Annotated in this window: 17 protein-coding genes; 12 read left to right on the plus strand and 5 right to left on the minus strand. The window is 39.3% G+C overall.

Annotated elements, in window-relative coordinates:
• Positions 1-2: 2 nt before the first annotated feature.
• The 9 genes from cyoB to alr all read left to right on the plus strand — a co-directional run bounded on the left by cyoB (position 3) and on the right by alr (position 7,841).
• Entirely contained in the window at positions 3-1,994 is a 1,992-nt protein-coding gene (gene cyoB / locus J536_RS14425) for a cytochrome o ubiquinol oxidase subunit I (RefSeq protein ID WP_005068497.1), read from the plus strand.
• Between the two features lie 4 nt (positions 1,995-1,998).
• Entirely contained in the window at positions 1,999-2,619 is a 621-nt protein-coding gene (gene cyoC, locus J536_RS14430; protein ID WP_002119759.1) for a cytochrome o ubiquinol oxidase subunit III, read from the plus strand.
• Positions 2,619-2,948 carry a cytochrome o ubiquinol oxidase subunit IV gene (locus J536_RS14435; protein WP_000094534.1) on the plus strand — a complete coding sequence of 110 codons (330 nt, stop codon included), beginning with the start codon at positions 2,619-2,621 and terminating at the stop codon, positions 2,946-2,948. The genes cyoC and J536_RS14435 overlap by 1 nt, the downstream gene beginning before the upstream one ends.
• A gap of 10 nt (positions 2,949-2,958) precedes the next feature.
• Positions 2,959-3,837 carry a heme o synthase gene (gene cyoE, locus J536_RS14440; RefSeq protein WP_002119614.1) on the plus strand — a complete coding sequence of 293 codons (879 nt, stop codon included), beginning with the start codon at positions 2,959-2,961 and terminating at the stop codon, positions 3,835-3,837.
• A gap of 180 nt (positions 3,838-4,017) precedes the next feature.
• The gene (gene rpsF / locus J536_RS14445; RefSeq protein ID WP_002119610.1) at positions 4,018-4,401 is read left to right on the plus strand and encodes a 30S ribosomal protein S6; all 384 of its coding nucleotides are present in this window, start codon (positions 4,018-4,020) and stop codon (positions 4,399-4,401) included.
• A gap of 11 nt (positions 4,402-4,412) precedes the next feature.
• Complete coding sequence (gene rpsR / locus J536_RS14450) at positions 4,413-4,640, plus strand: 30S ribosomal protein S18 (RefSeq protein ID WP_000090661.1); 228 nt, start codon at positions 4,413-4,415, stop codon at positions 4,638-4,640.
• 8 nt (positions 4,641-4,648) lie between these two features.
• Complete coding sequence (rplI, locus tag J536_RS14455) at positions 4,649-5,095, plus strand: 50S ribosomal protein L9 (RefSeq protein WP_000382591.1); 447 nt, start codon at positions 4,649-4,651, stop codon at positions 5,093-5,095.
• Positions 5,096-5,292: 197 nt separating this feature from the next.
• Entirely contained in the window at positions 5,293-6,738 is a 1,446-nt protein-coding gene (dnaB, locus tag J536_RS14460) for a replicative DNA helicase (RefSeq protein WP_002119718.1), read from the plus strand.
• A 32-nt stretch (positions 6,739-6,770) separates the two neighbouring features.
• Positions 6,771-7,841: an alanine racemase gene (gene alr, locus J536_RS14465; protein ID WP_080776749.1), complete on the plus strand. Its 1,071-nt coding sequence runs from the start codon at positions 6,771-6,773 to the stop codon at positions 7,839-7,841.
• Positions 7,842-7,902: 61 nt separating this feature from the next.
• Here alr and J536_RS14470 read toward each other — a convergent pair whose 3' ends face one another.
• Genes J536_RS14470 through J536_RS14485 form a run of 4 tightly spaced genes read right to left on the minus strand, consistent with a single transcriptional unit; the run spans position 7,903 to position 11,605 of the window.
• A complete protein-coding gene (locus tag J536_RS14470) occupies positions 7,903-8,637 on the minus strand; it encodes a proteasome-type protease (protein ID WP_002119721.1) in 735 nt (244 codons plus the stop codon).
• Between the two features lie 16 nt (positions 8,638-8,653).
• A complete protein-coding gene (locus J536_RS14475; protein WP_002119692.1) occupies positions 8,654-9,433 on the minus strand; it encodes a transglutaminase family protein in 780 nt (259 codons plus the stop codon).
• 2 nt (positions 9,434-9,435) lie between these two features.
• A complete protein-coding gene (locus J536_RS14480) occupies positions 9,436-10,032 on the minus strand; it encodes an alpha-E domain-containing protein (RefSeq protein WP_002119585.1) in 597 nt (198 codons plus the stop codon).
• A gap of 22 nt (positions 10,033-10,054) precedes the next feature.
• Positions 10,055-11,605 (minus strand): circularly permuted type 2 ATP-grasp protein, encoded by a 1,551-nt coding sequence (locus tag J536_RS14485; protein ID WP_032063194.1) that lies wholly within the window; start codon positions 11,603-11,605, stop codon positions 10,055-10,057.
• 225 nt (positions 11,606-11,830) lie between these two features.
• On the opposite strand from J536_RS14485, the gene J536_RS26010 reads away from it, so the two are divergent.
• Positions 11,831-12,838, plus strand: coding sequence for a helix-turn-helix transcriptional regulator (locus J536_RS26010; RefSeq protein WP_002119763.1), 1,008 nt, complete (start codon positions 11,831-11,833; stop codon positions 12,836-12,838).
• A 373-nt stretch (positions 12,839-13,211) separates the two neighbouring features.
• On the opposite strand, the gene mnmG is transcribed toward J536_RS26010, so the two are convergent.
• Positions 13,212-15,092 carry a tRNA uridine-5-carboxymethylaminomethyl(34) synthesis enzyme MnmG gene (gene mnmG, locus J536_RS14495; RefSeq protein ID WP_032063196.1) on the minus strand — a complete coding sequence of 627 codons (1,881 nt, stop codon included), beginning with the start codon at positions 15,090-15,092 and terminating at the stop codon, positions 13,212-13,214.
• A 232-nt stretch (positions 15,093-15,324) separates the two neighbouring features.
• Between mnmG and J536_RS14500 the strand changes: the two genes are divergently transcribed.
• On the plus strand, positions 15,325-15,555 hold the full coding sequence (locus J536_RS14500; protein WP_002119672.1) for a hypothetical protein: 231 nt from the start codon (positions 15,325-15,327) through the stop codon (positions 15,553-15,555).
• 154 nt (positions 15,556-15,709) lie between these two features.
• Positions 15,710-16,615 (plus strand): 50S ribosomal protein L11 methyltransferase, encoded by a 906-nt coding sequence (prmA, locus tag J536_RS14505; RefSeq protein ID WP_032063197.1) that lies wholly within the window; start codon positions 15,710-15,712, stop codon positions 16,613-16,615.
• Positions 16,616-16,620: the final 5 nt, after the last annotated feature.

The following is a 16,620-nucleotide window of genomic DNA, read 5'->3' on the forward strand; positions in this document are numbered from 1 at the left end:
ACATGGATATGATTTTTGGTAAACTGGGTTGGGACTCTATCCCGACAGAGCCAATCGTACTTGTCACCATGGTCCTTATGGCAATTGGTGCAATTGCAGTGCTTGGCGGTATCACCTATTTCAAAAAATGGGGATATTTGTGGAATGAGTGGTTTATTACGGTAGACCATAAAAAGATTGGTATCATGTATATCATCGTATCTGTTGTCATGCTTCTGCGTGGTTTCGCCGATGCGATCATGATGCGTTTACAACTTTTCCTCGCTAAAGGCGGCGGCGAAGGTTATCTACATCCTGACCACTATGACCAGATCTTCACCGCACACGGTGTAATCATGATCTTCTTCGTAGCAATGGGTCTCGTTGTAGGTATGATGAACATCTCTGTACCTTTACAGATTGGTGCTCGCGACGTTGCTTTCCCATTATTGAACTCTTTAAGCTTCTGGTTATTCGCTGGTGCTGCTGGTTTGATGATGCTTTCACTTGTGTTAGGTGAATTTGCTGCGACTGGTTGGATGGCTTACCCTCCTCTATCTGGCATTCAATATTCTCCTGGTGTAGGTGTCGACTACTATATCTGGGCACTTCAGGTTTCTGGTCTAGGTACGCTTTTATCTGGTGTTAACTTCTTCGTTACCATCATCAAAATGCGTGCACCGGGCATGAAATTAATGGACATGCCTATTTTCACGTGGACTTCACTTTGTACGGCTGTATTAATCATTGCATCATTCCCTGTATTAACAGGTACACTTGCAATGCTTACTCTAGACCGTTACTTCGGCTTCCATTTCTTCACAAATGAGCTTGGCGGTAGCCCAATGCTTTATGTGAACTTGATCTGGACATGGGGTCACCCTGAAGTATATATCTTGGTATTACCAGCATTTGGTCTATACTCAGAAATCGTTGCAACCTTCTCTCGTAAAGCGTTGTTCGGTTACAAGTCTATGGTGTATGCAACTATCGCGATTACTGTTCTTGCGTTTGTTGTATGGCTTCACCACTTCTTCACCATGGGTGCTGGTGCGAACGTTAACGCGTTCTTCGGTATCATGACCATGGTTATTGCGATTCCTACTGGTGTTAAAATCTTCTCTTGGTTATTCACCATGTATAAAGGTCGCATCACCTTTACTACTCCAATGTTATGGACGCTTGGCTTCCTTGTAACATTCGGTATCGGTGGTTTAACTGGTGTACTTATGGCTGTTCCACCTGCGGACTTCTTGGTACACAACTCATTATTCTTGATCGCTCACTTCCATAACGTAATTATCGGTGGTGTGGTGTTTGGTATGTTTGCCGGCATCATTTACTACTGGCCAAAAATGTTTGGTTGGAAGCTCAACGAAGCATGGGGTAAAGCTGCGTTCTGGTTCTGGTTCTTTGGTTTCTATTTTGCATTCATGCCACTTTATATCCTTGGTTTCATGGGTATGACTCGTCGTTTGAATACATATGACAACCCTGAATGGGATCCGTACCTTGCGATTGCATTATTTGGTGCTGTTCTTGTTGCGATTGGTATTGCATGTTTCTTAATGCAAATCATCGTTGGTTTCTTACAACGCAAAGACAACATGGACCTTACTGGCGATCCATGGGATGCTCGTACGCTTGAATGGGCGACCTCTTCCCCTGCTCCATTCTACAACTTTGCACATGAACCAGATGCAAGCGGTATCGACCGTTTCTGGACTGACAAAGAAAATGGTGTAGCATACGCACGTAACACTAAATATGAAGACATCCACATGCCGACTGATCGTGCTGCTGGTTTTGTCATTGCAATGTTCATTACTCTTCTTGGCTTTGCACTCATCTGGCATATTTGGTGGCTCGTTGTTGTTTCATTCGTTGCAGCTGTTGTTAGCTTGATCGTAAGCTCATTCACTAAGAATGTTGACTACTACGTTCCTGCTGCTGAAGTTGAGCGTATTGAAAACGAACGCTATGCTTTACTTGAAAAACACTTGAAGAAGGACTAAGGAAATGGCTGAAGTACTTCATCACGACAACCACGGCCATGACGGTCATCATGAACATGATGATACCGACTTAACGGTTTTTGGTTTCTGGACATACTTGATGAGTGACTTGATTCTTTTCGGATCACTCTTCATTGCGTTCGCTGTATTAAGCAGTCATGTTCCAGCAGGCACTCCAAGCGCATATGACCTATTCCATGACTCATTAGGCTTCGTGTTAACTGAAACATTTGCCTTATTGATTTCATCGGTAACCTTTGGTTTTGCTGTACTTGCATCTTATAAAAAGAATGTAAATCAAGTTATCACTTGGTTATTTATTACATTCCTTTTTGGTGCATCGTTCATTGGAATGGAAGTCTATGAATTCCATCACCTTGTACATGAAGGCCATGGTCCAACTCACAGTGCATTCTTATCATCGTTCTTTACTTTGGTTGGTACACACGGTATCCACGTAACTTCTGGTTTAGTGTGGATGCTAGTATTAATGTATCAAATCAAAACTAAAGGTTTGACTTTACCGAATACACGTCGTCTTGCTTGCTTAAGCTTGTTCTGGCACTTCCTTGACATCGTTTGGATCTGTGTATTCAGCGTCGTTTACTTACTGGGAGTTCTCTAATGAGTAGTCATGAGCATAATGCTGCTGGTGCGTCACACGGTAACTTTAAGCAATACACTGTTGGATTTATCCTTTCTGTTATCCTCACCATCATCCCTTTCGGGATGGTGATGGCGGGTGGTTTCAGTCGTGGTCTTTTAGTTACAGTGATTGCAATCACTGCGGTTGCTCAGGTTCTTGTACAACTTGTGTACTTCCTACACATGAATACATCATCTGAACAACGTTGGAATATGATTGCATTCATCTACACAATCCTATGTATCGCCGTACTTTTAATCGGTTCTGTGTGGATTATGAATTACCTTCACTACAATATGATGATCTAAACTGATTGTCATGTTGAGAAAATATCTATTCCTGACTAAACCAGGAATTCTCTTCGGTAATTTCATTACCACCTTGGGCGGCTTTTTCTTAGCCGCCCAAGGCTCTATAGACATCTTATTATTACTTCTCACCCTACTTGGAACAACTTTAGTTGTAGCTTCTGGTTGTGTGGTTAATAATGTTATAGATCAAGATATTGATACAAAGATGCAGCGCACACAAAACCGCGCACTAGTTAAAAAAACAATCTCTCCTACTGTTGCGCTGATATATGCATTAGTGCTTGGAGTAATTGGTTTTAGCATTTTGTGGTTCGGTGTAAATGGTTATGCATTTTTGTTTGCAATGATTGGTTTTATTGTCTATGTCGGTTTTTATAGTTTGTGGACCAAACGCACCTCAATCCATCAAACCGTCATTGGTAGTATCTCCGGAGCGAGCCCTCCTGTTATTGGTTATACAGCAGTAACTCATCAATTTGATGTGGCAGCCTTGCTTTTGTTTTTAGCATACGCTTTATGGCAAATGCCTCACTCTTGGGCAATTGCAATTTATCGTTTTGATGATTACAAAAATGCGGGAATTCCAATTTTGCCTGTAGCACGTTCTATTTATCGTACGAAAATTGAATGTGTAATATATATCCTATTATTTGCAGCTGTTTTGAATGGGTTATATTGTTTTGGCTATACCAATGTATTCTTTTTAATTACCTTTAATGCTTTGACTGCATATTGGTTATATTTATCAGTTATTGGATTTAAAGCCGAAAATGATCAATTGTGGGCTAAACGTTTTTTCCTGTACTCGGTCATATTAATTACCCTGTTAAGTTTGAGCTTTAGCTTTACCTATCAATCCCCTGCTCCAAATCTTCCTCTCTTTTAAACAAGAGAGGATTCCTCTTTATAGTAAAGAAGTTTTACTTTTCTGATCAAAAGATTTGTTTTTAGTCGAACTTTTACCTATAATTCAGCCTTCGCAAATTTTGCGACATAACTTATTAAGTTATGACTCCTTGCTTCTAATTTTTTTATTAGGGGCTGTTTAAACCGTAAGGAGCTGACAATGCGTCATTACGAAATCGTACTTTTGGTACACCCAGACCAAAGCGATCAAGTTGTAGGTATGGTTGAACGCTATATCTCTCAGATCAAAGAAGCTGAAGGTCAAATTCACCGTTTAGAAGATTGGGGCCGTCGTCAATTGGCTTACCCAATTAACAAAATTCACAAAGCGCACTACATTCTTATGAATGTTGAATGTGGTCAAACTACGCTTGATGAGTTAGAAGAATTATTCCGTTATAACGACGCGATCATTCGTAACCTTATCATCCGTCGTGAACACGCAATCACTGAAGAGTCATTGCTTGCTAAGAGTGCTGAAGAAAAGCGTGCGCGTAAAGCTCAACGCGAAGAAGCACAGCAAGTTGCTCAAGAAGCTGAATAAGGAGAACATCAATGGCACGTTTTTACCGTCGTCGCAAGTTCTGCCGCTTTACAGCTGAGAATGTTGCGTACATCGACTACAAAGATATCGACACTTTAAAACAGTACATCACTGAAAACGGCAAGATTGTTCCTAGCCGTATCACTGGTACTAAAGCTCGTTATCAACGTCAATTAGCACTTGCTATCAAACAAGCTCGCTATTTGTCTTTGATTCCGTACACTGACAACCATAAGTGAGGTGATCTGTGGACGTTATCTTATTACAACGCATTAAGAACCTTGGTAAATTAGGCGATAAAGTATCAGTTAAAGCTGGTTACGGCCGTAACTTCCTTATCCCTCAAGGTAAAGCAGTTGCAGCTACTGAAGCTAACACTGCTGCTTTTGAAGCTCGTCGTGCTGAACTTGAGAAGCAAGAAGCTGAAGTTTTAGCTGCTGCTCAAGCACGTGCTGAACAATTGAATGAAGTTAACATCGTTATCACTGCTAAAGCTGGTGACGAAGGTAAACTCTTCGGTTCTATCGGTACTCGTGACATCGCTGACGCATTAACGAATGCTGGTCTTACAGTTGACCGTGCAGAAGTTCGTTTACCAAATGGCGCGCTTCGTCACACTGGTGAATTCAACATCGCAATCCAATTGCACCATGATGTTGTTGCAGAAGTTCTCGTTACTATCGTATCTGAGTAATTTCTCATCAAAAAAAGAGCATGCTTTTGCATGCTCTTTTTTTATGTTTCAAATTTTAAAATAAGATATATTAATTCCTGATCAGTTCTTCAGTTTAATTGGTTTTTTAATTAGGTAGTTTATTTAATTTTGTTTTAAGATAGTTCTCGGCTTTACAGCCTCTTTGTGTACACCTTTCTTTATCATCAGGTCTAATTATGTCTCAGGCGAATGCCACTTCTTTAGCGCTTTCATCTCCAACAGAAAATAAAACGAGTGAATCAGGCCAACTTAAAGAGTTTCGCACTCCCCCACACAATTTAGCTATTGAACAAGCTGTGCTAGCTGCCCTGATGACAGTTGCCGAATCTTTCGAACAAGTTAACGATGTACTCAAAGAAAATGATTTTTACGCGACTCGCCATAAATATATTTTTCGTGCAATCGAGAAATTAGCACAAGAAAACTCACCCTATGATGCTGTCTTAGTAAGTGACTGGCTCTTAAAACAAAATTTACTTGATGCTATCGGTGGCGAAGAATATTTAATGCAGCTCATGGCTGACTCACCTTCAAGTTTCTATAACTTAGAAACTTATGCCACTAAAATTAAAGAGTTTTCTACGCTTCGTAGCATGATTAAAGTTAGTACTGAAATTTTGCAAAATGCTTATGACACGAAAGGCCGCGGTGTAAGTGAAATTTTAGACTTAGCTGAAACAAGTATTTTCTCATTAGCAGAACAGCACAATAACAATAAAAAAGATGCTGGTCCTAAATCTATTAGTTCTGTTACCGCAGACGTAATTAGTAAGCTTGATGAGCTTTCAAAATTAGATGGCAATATTACAGGTTTAACGACTGGCTTCTTAGAACTTGATAATAAAACATCTGGTATGCAACCTGGTGACTTAATTATCGTTGCTGCACGCCCATCAATGGGTAAAACTACTTTTGCCATGAATTTGGTTGAGAGTGTTTTGCAATATAACAAGTTACCTGCTCTGGTCTTTTCAATGGAGATGCCAGCAGACTCTATTGCGATGCGTCTTATTTCCGCAATGGGTAAAGTCCATCAAGGACATTTACGCTCTGGTAACCTCGATGCAGATGAATGGACCAAGGTGACTGGTACAATTTTGCAGCTTCAGCAAATGCATTTGTATATTGATGACTCATCAGCCCTACCTCCAACTGAACTTCGTGCCCGTGCTCGTCGTGTTGCCAAAATGCATGATGGTAAAATCGGTTGTATCATGGTCGATTACTTGCAGCTCATGAAAGTCCCGGGCATGGGTGATAACCGTGTAGGCGAGATCTCAGAAATTTCTCGTAGCTTAAAAGCATTGGCGAAAGAGATGCAATGTCCTGTTATTGCACTTTCTCAGCTTAACCGAAGTCTGGAAAACCGTCCAAATAAACGCCCTGTAATGTCCGACTTACGTGAATCCGGTGCGATCGAGCAGGATGCCGACTTAATTATGTTTATTTACCGTGATGAGGTTTATAACAAAGAGTCAAAAGAGGCCGGCACTGCAGAAATTATTATTGGTAAGCAGCGTAACGGTCCAATTGGTTCAGTTCGTCTTGCTTTTGAAGGTCAATATACTCGATTTAGTAATCTCTCTCCTGAGTATTACAGCCAATATGATGATGAAGAATAAGCTCTATCTCTAGCCCAAAGGAGTAAATGAGGGTGCGCCAAGCAACAGTTTATATTGACCGCAATGCACTTCAATATAACTTAAACCGTGTCAAACAACTCGCAACAAATTCAAAAATTGTAAGTATGGTAAAAGCCAATGCTTATGGACATGGAATCAAAGACTGTTTAGCAGCCTTAAATGCATCAGATGCCTTTGGTGTCGCCTGCCTACAAGAAGGTTTGGAAATTCGTGAATTAGGATTTCAACAACCTGTCACTTTAATTGAAGGGGTATTTTCTGAAGATGAAATGCCAATTGCAATTAAACAAAAATTTGAATGTATCATTCACCATCAACAACAGTTTGAATGGTTGATTAAACACAAACAAGCGTACATCAATCAAGGTTTAAAAGTCTGGGTTAAACTTAATAGTGGGATGAACCGGTTAGGTTTTAAAAATCCAGAAGTTATTGAAGTTATTAAGACTTTAAAATCTGAAGGATTTACTTGTGTACTTGCAATGCATTTCGCAAATGCAGATGTAGACCATCCACTTAACGAGCAACAAAAACAACAATTTCTACAAGTTAAACAAGCTTGTGATCCAGTGTTAGCTTCTTGCTGTAATTCTGCTGCTATTTATAAATGGCCAGAGTTACATTTTGATTATGTTCGTCCGGGTATCATGCTTTACGGCGCCTCACCTTTTGCAGATCAAACAGTCCATGATCTTGACTTAAAACCAGTGATGACTTTTTCAGCAGAAGTAATTGCACTCAACCATATTCAAACTAATGAACATGTCGGTTATGGATCAACTTTCTGTGCCACTCAAGCAATGGATATTGCAATTGTTTCTATAGGTTACGGTGATGGTTATCCACGAGCTTATATTAAACCGAACTATGTCGCTATTGATAAACAACCCTGTGCGGTTGTAGGGCGAGTGAGTATGGATATGATTGCAATCGACGTGACAGGCATGAAAGTAAAATTAGGCACTCCAGTTGAACTCTGGGGTCCACATCGCTTAGTTGATGATGTTGCGGATGCAAACGGAACGATAGGATATGAATTACTCTGTCGATTAAGCAATCGCCCCACTCGTAAAAGTACTTAAATAATAAAATATAAAAAAAATCCAAGCATGCTTGGATTTTTTTTATTTAAACATTCAAAATTTATCGCCAGTAATCATCTGTAGGCTTTGGCATTTCCTGTAAACCCCGACGAAGAGTATCTGACCATTGTTTACTAATCTGTGAGAAATAAGGATCATCTTCGGTTATTCGTTTTCCCATGGGGATAACAAAGCTATCTTTAATGTAGACCAATGCATCAAGTGGTAAGCCAACAGAAACATTTGAACGCAAAGTCGAATCAAAAGAAATCAGGCTACAACGTAATGCATCATCTAGTGGCATTGCATAATATAAAGCTCGATCCAGAATAGGCTTCCCGTATTTACTCTCACCTATTTGAAAATAAGGTGTATCTGTAGTTGCGCAAATGAAATTGCCTTGTGGATAGACATTATAAAGTTGCATGTCACCACCCTTAATCTGCCCACCCACCAAAATACTACAGGCATAATTCATTTGTTCTTGAGTGTCCGAACTAATATCCTCTAAAACAGTTTTTAAGGTTTTTCCAATTAGTTCAGCCGCCTCAAACATCGTATTAACACTATATAGATTAGGCTCTTGCTGCAAAGTCAGGGCATTTTGCAAATGACCTATAACAGCTTGCGTTGTTGCTAAGTTACCTGCAGTTTGCAAGGCAATAAAACGTTCTCCGGTAACGCCGAAAGTATGCAGTTTTCGGAACACAGAAATATGGTCAACTCCTGCATTGGTTCTTGTGTCACTAATAAACACTAAACCTTGTTCCAATCTTAACGCACAACAATAGGTCATTTCATTCTCTTTACATTCAACATGCCAACACTTGAACCACAGACATCATGTTCTCAACTCCACCTTGCTCTCTTACGCCACGAATAGGTGCCACATCGAGATAGTCACGTCCTACTGCAAGGTAGATATGATGTTTGGGTGTAAACAACTGATTGCTTACATCAAAACAATACCACTGATTTTCTAAAAATACCTCCGCCCAAGCGTGACTGGCCAGGTGCGGATAGTTTTGATCAAATAGATAACCAGAGACATAACGTGCAGGTAATTGTAGCGCACGACACATCGCAATTAAAATGTGAGCATGATCTTGGCATACACCTTGTCCAGCTTGAAATGCTTCGATCGCAGTTGTCTGAACCGAAGTACTTTCAGGCTGATAAAGTATTTTCTGTAAGATATTTTCGCTTAATAATGCAATATGTTGTCGGTCTTTATTCACCACAATATTTTTTGCAAAGTCCAACATTTCCGTATCACATCGGGTTGCACCTGTCATCTGCAAAAACAAATTAGTAGGTGTAGAGAGATCTACACAACCTAGTTCTATATTTTGAAGCTCAACAATTCCTTGGGCCATAAATGTAAGATGTTGGTATGGATAACGCTGACTAGCCGTCATCCATACATTGTTAAATATATCTCTCTTTATTGTTTTATCACCCGGCACGCTAATTGCCCAATTCATAACATGTTGGTGAGGCGATGTTTGAGGCATCATTTTAATATACTGAATGCTGTTCCGAGCAGTTTCAGTATAGCTATAATGCGTTTGATGATTAACCATCAATTTCATAATCAGCCCTCAAACATATTTTCCAACTGCTGTGTAAAAGTATAGTAAGCGTCCCACATAAGTTGCTGCTTTAGCGCTTGCCAATTTTCATTTATATTTTCCCAATTCAAATTAGCGAGCTGTTGCACCACTATATCTAGCTCTGATATGAGAACAGATAAATCTTCTCCAAAACGCAGTTCTATATCAAATTGCTCTATTTTTTGGCCTAAATGCAGAAATAAACGAACGTCTTCATGTTCCACTTCTAGTATTTGCGTGCATTGTTCGACTGCTTTACTCAATGCATCAGGTTGAGCTTGAAGCGTATTAATCACATTATTTAATTCTGCATAAGCATGTGATGACAAAATACCTCTTAGTTCCTGAATATTATCTTTAGCAATAATGAGCTGGTTCAGTAATGAAAATGTTTGCTTCTTGTCTAACATATAGTGATTTAGTAATTCAGCATTTTCTATGACCAAACCAAATGCTGCTGCAAATCTTGTTGCTTTCTCATCTTCTGTAAAGGGTAAATGAGAGGCTGCAAATTTAACTCGCATCAAATATCGACCCAACCAATATATTTGATGCGCACTCGAATTGAGTAAAACCATAAAGTTCCTCTTTAACCCACAATCAGGAATGTAATGTTTCAACAACCCATGTATCTTTTATACCGCCACCTTGAGACGAATTTACAACTAAACAACCCGCCTGCATGGCCACACGTGTTAAGCCACCAGGCACAATCTCTGTACGATAAGGTGAGCTCAATACAAATGGACGCAAATCAATATGACGTTCCGCTACTCCTCCCGTAGTTAAAGTTGGAGCGACAGATAAAGCTAAGGTAGGCTGCGCAATATACATATGAGGCATCGCAATCAATTTTTTTCTAAACTCATCAATTTCGCATGAGCTTGCTTTAGGTCCAATCAACATGCCATATCCGCCCGAACCTTGTGCTTCCTTAACGACTAATTGATCAAGATTAGAGAGTACATAGTCTAAGTGTTCTTCTTTACGGCACTGATAAGTGGGTACATTTTTTAGAATTGGTGTTTCATCCAAATAATATTGAATCATTTGATCTACATAAGGATAGATAGATTTATCATCAGCCACGCCTGTTCCAGGTGCATTTGCAATCACAACATTTTTTTGTAAATAAGCAGACATAAGACCTGCTACACCTAAAGCACTGTCTGGTCGAAATGCTAAAGGATCTAGAAAGTCATCATCTAAACGGCGGTAAATTACGTCTACTTTTTGACGCCCACGAATAGTTTTGACAAATACTTGATCATTTTCTACAAATAAATCCCGATTTGTAACTAATGGCACATCCATTTCACGCGCTAGAAAAGCGTGCTCATAATAAGCACTGTTAAAACGCCCGGGTGTTAGCACCACAATAAAGGGTTGATCTGCAGAAGAATTTTCTTGCAATATTTCTTTTAAAAGTTTTGGATAATGCTCAATCCCCTGTAAATTATTGGCTGTACATAGCTCAGGCATTAATTTCTGGCTAATATTTCGGCTCTCAATCATATAAGACACCCCAGAAGGTGTTCTCAAATTATCTTCTAATACAAAAAACTCCCCTTCACCATCACGGATAATATCGATCCCACTAATTTGTGAATAAATTTTTCCTTTTAAAGAATGTTTAAGCATATGGGGCTGGAAAGCATCATTTCCCATAATTTGTTCTTCGGGAATGATTTGTTCTTTTAAAATATGTTGTCCATGATAAATATCATCTAGGAAATAATTTAATGCTTTAACACGCTGTGCACAGCCTGAGGCAATTTTTTCCCATTGTTTTTTCTCGATTACTCTTGGAATTAAATCAAAAGGAATAGTGCGCTCCGTTCCTTCTTTATCGCCATAAACATTAAAAGTAATCCCATGATAAAGAAAATGCTGTTTTGCTTGGGTATTTAACTCCTTTAACTCATCTAAAGTACGGATGCTCAACCATTGTTCAATTTTTTTAGAAGCTGCACCATTTGATGTTACATCATCAAGCATCTCATTAAAGAACTGTGATTTGAGTTGCTCAAAGAAATTGGTTTGCACAGAAATATGTTCTAAAAAAGAGGTTGGGTTAATGAGTGCTGTTGTTGTCTGCTCTTGTATAAAAAAATCATTATCTAGATGTAATTCATGCTCTTGTTCTGACATAACCACCTCGTCTTATCATTTATCTATATTTCATTTTTAAATAAGCAATTTCAGTGCCACTTATATATCTGTAATACTTGTACGGCATCATTGTTATAACTTTCTTCTAAATCTTATCATCGTTTGCCCAATGGGCTATAAACTGAATCTGACAAACTTGCTAAATCTGTAAAGATTTTTTATTGTGTTGACACCAAAGCAATTGGATATAGATGTATTACGCTTATGTCTGTAATAGAAAAAGAAACTTCGAATAGTTTATATCGCCAATGGCAGATCTTGTCTCGCCTACCGACCGGCAAATGGATCGGGACTCGAGAATTGCAAGAAATGCTTGAGCGTGAAGGTATTGATATTAGTTTAAGGACTATTCAGCGTGACTTAAATCAAATTGCTCAGCGTTTTCCGATAGAGAGCAATAAAGCCGTACCTCAAGGCTGGCGGTGGCAATCCGATGCGCCTATTCAAAGCTTACCTCACATGACAAGTTCTCAAGCGGTAACCTTTATGATGGTTGAGGAGCACCTTAAGCACCTCCTTCCTCCGAGCCTGCTTGATGAGATGGGACCATGGTTCGATTTGGCCAAACGTAGTCTCTCTACTCAAAATAATGTGAGACAGTGGATTAACCGTGTACGTATTGTTCCGGCAAGCCAACCGTTAATTCCACCTGTAGTTGACCGAAATGCTCAACAAGCAATTTATGAAGGTTTGCTCCAAGACAAGCAAATAGAATGTGTTTATCGGGCACGGGTCAATCAGGGTGAAGACAGAACTTATGTTTTAAATCCTTTGGCTTTGGTACAAAAAGGTGCAGTCATTTATTTAATTTGCACACGACATGACAAAACTGAAGTTCAAACATTTGCTCTGCACCGTTTTAAATCAGCAAAAGTATTAGACAGTCGAGCACTACATCCAGTTAATTTTGATATTGATCATTATATTGACTCAGGGGCTTTAGGCTTTAGAGTGGACTATAACCAACCAACTGAATCAATTCAGCTCACCTTAACCATGACAGAGCAAACTGCTAAAACCTTTTATGAAAGTCAGTTAAGTAAAGACCAAACGATTACTCCGCTTGAAGAAAATATTGTAGAAGTTTCAGCGACTGTACCTTTTACATCTCAACTAGTATGGTGGCTACGTAGTTTTGGTAAGAAATTACTGCATATTGAGCCAGTACAAGTACATAATGCTGTGCGAGAAATTGAAACTGAGAATAAATAGATATAAAAAAGAGAACCGTAAGGTTCTCTTTAGATTTTGAATTATAATTTTCTTAATTTTATATTGTTCTTATTTTTTTACTTGTTTCAGATCAATGTATTCTCCCCCACCAAAACTGATCTGCTCTTTCTTTTGCGCTATTTTGAACATGAGCATTGGCATGCCATTTCATATCCATTGTAGCGAATTGATTTCATTGTCATGGTTAAAGCCCTCTTGTTTGAACGTGAATTCAATATAACTGGCGGCTTAAAATATGTGAAATAAGAAAAAAAGGAAGCGAAATCTCTTTTCTTCCTTAGGAAGTTTCCATATATTTTTTGAATAGAAAATAAAAAAGCCCAATAAATGGGCTTTTTGTACATTTAAATGATTAAGCTGTTTTCTTAATCATATTGTTTTTACGAATTGTGATCATTACGAGTTGAACTGCTGCTGGCGTAACACCAGGAATACGGCTTGCTTGAGCTAAAGTTTCTGGAAGAACTGTTTTTAACTTCTGCGTGATTTCACGTGACAACCCAGACACGACATCATAGTCAAAGTCGGCAGGAATTTTAGTTTCTTCAAGACGCTTTAATTGAGCAACATCTTCATGCTGACGGTTAATGTAACCTTCATATTTCACAGCAATTTCAATTTGCTCACCCACTTGTTCTGAAACTTCAGAGCCAGTAAGTTCAGCAATTTGACCGAAGGTGATATTAGGGCGCTTAAGCAAATCAATCGCACTACATTCCTTACTCAAATCAGCACCCGTCATTTCAACGAATTTTTTACCCATAGGGTTATTTGGTGCTGCCCATAAATGTTGTAAACGAGAGGTTTCACGCTCAACCGCTTCCATTTTCTCGCAATAAGCAGCCCAACGAACATCATCAACCAAACCAAGTTCACGACCAATAGAAGTTAAGCGCTGATCCGCATTATCTTCACGCAACATCAAACGATATTCGGCACGTGAGGTAAACATACGGTATGGTTCTTTAGTACCTAACGTAATGAGGTCATCAACTAATACACCCATGTAAGCTTGGTCACGTTTAGGCGTCCACTCTTCTTGCTCCCACGCACGACACGCAGCATTTAAACCTGCAAGTAAACCTTGGGCACCAGCTTCTTCGTAACCTGTTGTACCATTAATTTGACCAGCAAAGTACAAGCCATTAATCGCTTTAGTTTCAAGTGTAAATTTCAAAGCTTGCGGGTTGAAATAGTCATATTCAATTGCATAGCCCGGACGTAAGATATGAGCATTTTCCATACCACGAATTGAACGTACAAGCTCGAACTGAACATCAAATGGTAAAGAAGTCGAAATACCGTTTGGATAAAGCTCATGTGTATCTAGACCTTCTGGTTCCAAGAATACTTGATGTGAGTCTTTATCAGCGAAACGGTGAATCTTATCTTCGATTGATGGACAGTAACGCGGACCTACACCTTCAATAACACCAGTGTACATTGGTGAACGGTCTAAACCACCACGAATAATATCGTGGGTTTTTTCATTCGTATGCGTGATATAACAGTTTACTTGTTCAGGGTGCATAGAAGCATCACCCATGAATGACATCACTGGAGATGGGAAATCACCCGGCTGCGGAATCATGACTGAAAAATCAACTGAACGTGCATCAATACGTGGTGGAGTACCAGTCTTTAAACGTCCCACTGGTAATTTTAACTCACGTAAACGTTGAGCAAGTGCAATAGAAGGAGGATCTCCCGCACGACCACCGCTTGATTTTTCTAAACCAACGTGGATTACACCACCCAAGAATGTACCTGTAGTCAACACAACAGTTTTTGCATCAAAGCGAATACCCATTTGGGTAACAACACCTTTAACGGTATCGCCTTCAACAATCAGATCATCAGCTGCTTGCTGGAAAATGTCAAGATTTGCTTGATTTTCCAAAGTATCACGGATAGCAGCTTTATAGCGCACGCGGTCAGCTTGAGCACGTGTTGCACGCACAGCTGCACCTTTACGCGAATTTAAAATACGGAACTGAATACCACCTTTATCGGCAGCCAGAGCCATTGCACCACCAAGTGCATCAATTTCACGGACTAGGTGAGACTTACCAATACCACCAATTGCTGGGTTACAACTCATTTGGCCCAAAGTCTCAATGTTATGGGTCAAAAGCAAAGTCTGTCGTCCCATACGCGCAGCAGCAAGGGCCGCTTCCGTACCTGCGTGACCGCCACCGATAACGATAACATCATAAACTTTAGGATAGTGCATGAGTACAAAAACACCAGAAAAAAAAGACGGAACATTATAGCAAAATTATCTGCTTATTGATGTACATAATTACAAAATTGTCTTCACATAATTTACGCTATGCCACATGATTTGACATTTTGTTTCATGAATTCAATACAAAGTGAATGTTTTTAAAATTAATTCATCTTAGAATAAAAAATGTACAGCACTTCTATGACTTTAAAATTAACGCAACGAGAAGGAATACAAAATGAAAACGACCATGTTAAAAATCTTAACTGCATCTCTAATTTGTTTTTCAGGCGTAACTTTTACCCATGCTGCTGACACGAGCAAAGCCGAAATGCAAAAACAAATTCGAGTCTGTGCAAAAAAACAGCAAGGTGAATGGGTTTCTTACAATCACAATGGTGTGACCTTTAACGGTACTTGCCAACCAAATGAAAATGGCAAGTTACAATTTAAGGCCCCTGCTCCTTAATCTGTTTTGACATAGGTATAGAAGAAGTCATTTATTTTCCGCTATATCTCATCAGTATTTTCAAAGACGGTCCATTAAAGATGGGCCGCTTTCTTTTTTAAAATGGTCTAGTCCGCTACAATACGCCTTTAAATAAAATTTTTAGGTCCTTTTCGTGAAGTGGTTACAAATACACATTACCGTTGATCAAGAACAAGTTGAGTTCACAGAAACACTTTTAATGTCTCTAGGTGCGGTAAGCGTAACGCTGGATGATGCTGAAGATCAGGCTTTACTTGAACCATTACCGGGTGAAACACCTTTATGGAACAAAGTTATTGTGACAGGCATCTATCAACAAGACGAACAAGACCCAATTGATGTCGACACTTTAGAAGCTTTCTTAAAAGCTCAACTTCCAGATGTTCCTATGCGTCATGAAGAACTTGAAGATCAAGTGTGGGAACGCGCATGGATGGATTACTATGAGCCAATTCAGATTGGGGAAAAGTTCTGGATTGTGCCTGAATGGCTAGAGCCCCCAGAAGCGGATGCAACTAATATTAAGTTAGATCCAGGTCTTGCATTTGGTACAGGTAATCACGCAAGTACTTTCCTATGCTTACAATGGCTGGGTAAAACTGACGTTAAAGATAAAATCGTGATTGATTATGGCTGTGGTTCAGGCATTTTAGGCGTAGCAGCTTTATTACTAGGCGCTAAAAAAGTATATGCCACAGATATTGACCCGCAAGCTGTTTTAGCAACGAAACAAAATGCAGAGCTTAATGGTGTATTAGATCGACTATATGTAGGTCTTCCTGAAGAGTTTGATCAAGAATTCACACCTAAACAAGCCGATGTTTTAGTTGCAAACATTTTAGCAGGACCTTTAATGATGCTTGCGCCTGAATTTGCAAATTTAATCAAATCTGAGGGCGAGTTCGCACTTGCTGGTGTGATTGAAGAGCAAGTTGCTGATGTTTCACGTGTTTATTCTGAATTTTTTGATATATTAGATGTCGAAAAGCGCGAAGAAAACTGGTGTCGCATTTCAGGAAAACGTAAAACAATAAATTGAGATTT

The sequence above is a fragment of the Acinetobacter sp. 809848 genome (assembly GCF_000581275.1).
GTDB classification, from domain to species: Bacteria; Pseudomonadota; Gammaproteobacteria; order Pseudomonadales; family Moraxellaceae; genus Acinetobacter; species Acinetobacter pittii.

Bases quoted from the DNA above. Each gene is read 5' to 3' on its own strand.
- cyoB (WP_005068497.1), top strand. From the start codon at position 3: ATGGATATGATTTTTGGTAAACTGGGTTGGGACTCTATCCCGACAGAG.
- cyoC (WP_002119759.1), top strand. From the start codon at position 1,999: ATGGCTGAAGTACTTCATCACGACAACCACGGCCATGACGGTCATCAT.
- J536_RS14435 (WP_000094534.1), top strand. From the start codon at position 2,619: ATGAGTAGTCATGAGCATAATGCTGCTGGTGCGTCACACGGTAACTTT.
- cyoE (WP_002119614.1), top strand. From the start codon at position 2,959: ATGTTGAGAAAATATCTATTCCTGACTAAACCAGGAATTCTCTTCGGT.
- rpsF (WP_002119610.1), top strand. From the start codon at position 4,018: ATGCGTCATTACGAAATCGTACTTTTGGTACACCCAGACCAAAGCGAT.
- rpsR (WP_000090661.1), top strand. From the start codon at position 4,413: ATGGCACGTTTTTACCGTCGTCGCAAGTTCTGCCGCTTTACAGCTGAG.
- dnaB (WP_002119718.1), top strand. From the start codon at position 5,293: ATGTCTCAGGCGAATGCCACTTCTTTAGCGCTTTCATCTCCAACAGAA.
- J536_RS14470 (WP_002119721.1), bottom strand. From the start codon at position 8,637: ATGACCTATTGTTGTGCGTTAAGATTGGAACAAGGTTTAGTGTTTATT.
- J536_RS14475 (WP_002119692.1), bottom strand. From the start codon at position 9,433: ATGAAATTGATGGTTAATCATCAAACGCATTATAGCTATACTGAAACT.
- J536_RS14480 (WP_002119585.1), bottom strand. From the start codon at position 10,032: ATGGTTTTACTCAATTCGAGTGCGCATCAAATATATTGGTTGGGTCGA.
- J536_RS14485 (WP_032063194.1), bottom strand. From the start codon at position 11,605: ATGTCAGAACAAGAGCATGAATTACATCTAGATAATGATTTTTTTATA.
- J536_RS26010 (WP_002119763.1), top strand. From the start codon at position 11,831: ATGTCTGTAATAGAAAAAGAAACTTCGAATAGTTTATATCGCCAATGG.
- mnmG (WP_032063196.1), bottom strand. From the start codon at position 15,092: ATGCACTATCCTAAAGTTTATGATGTTATCGTTATCGGTGGCGGTCAC.
- J536_RS14500 (WP_002119672.1), top strand. From the start codon at position 15,325: ATGAAAACGACCATGTTAAAAATCTTAACTGCATCTCTAATTTGTTTT.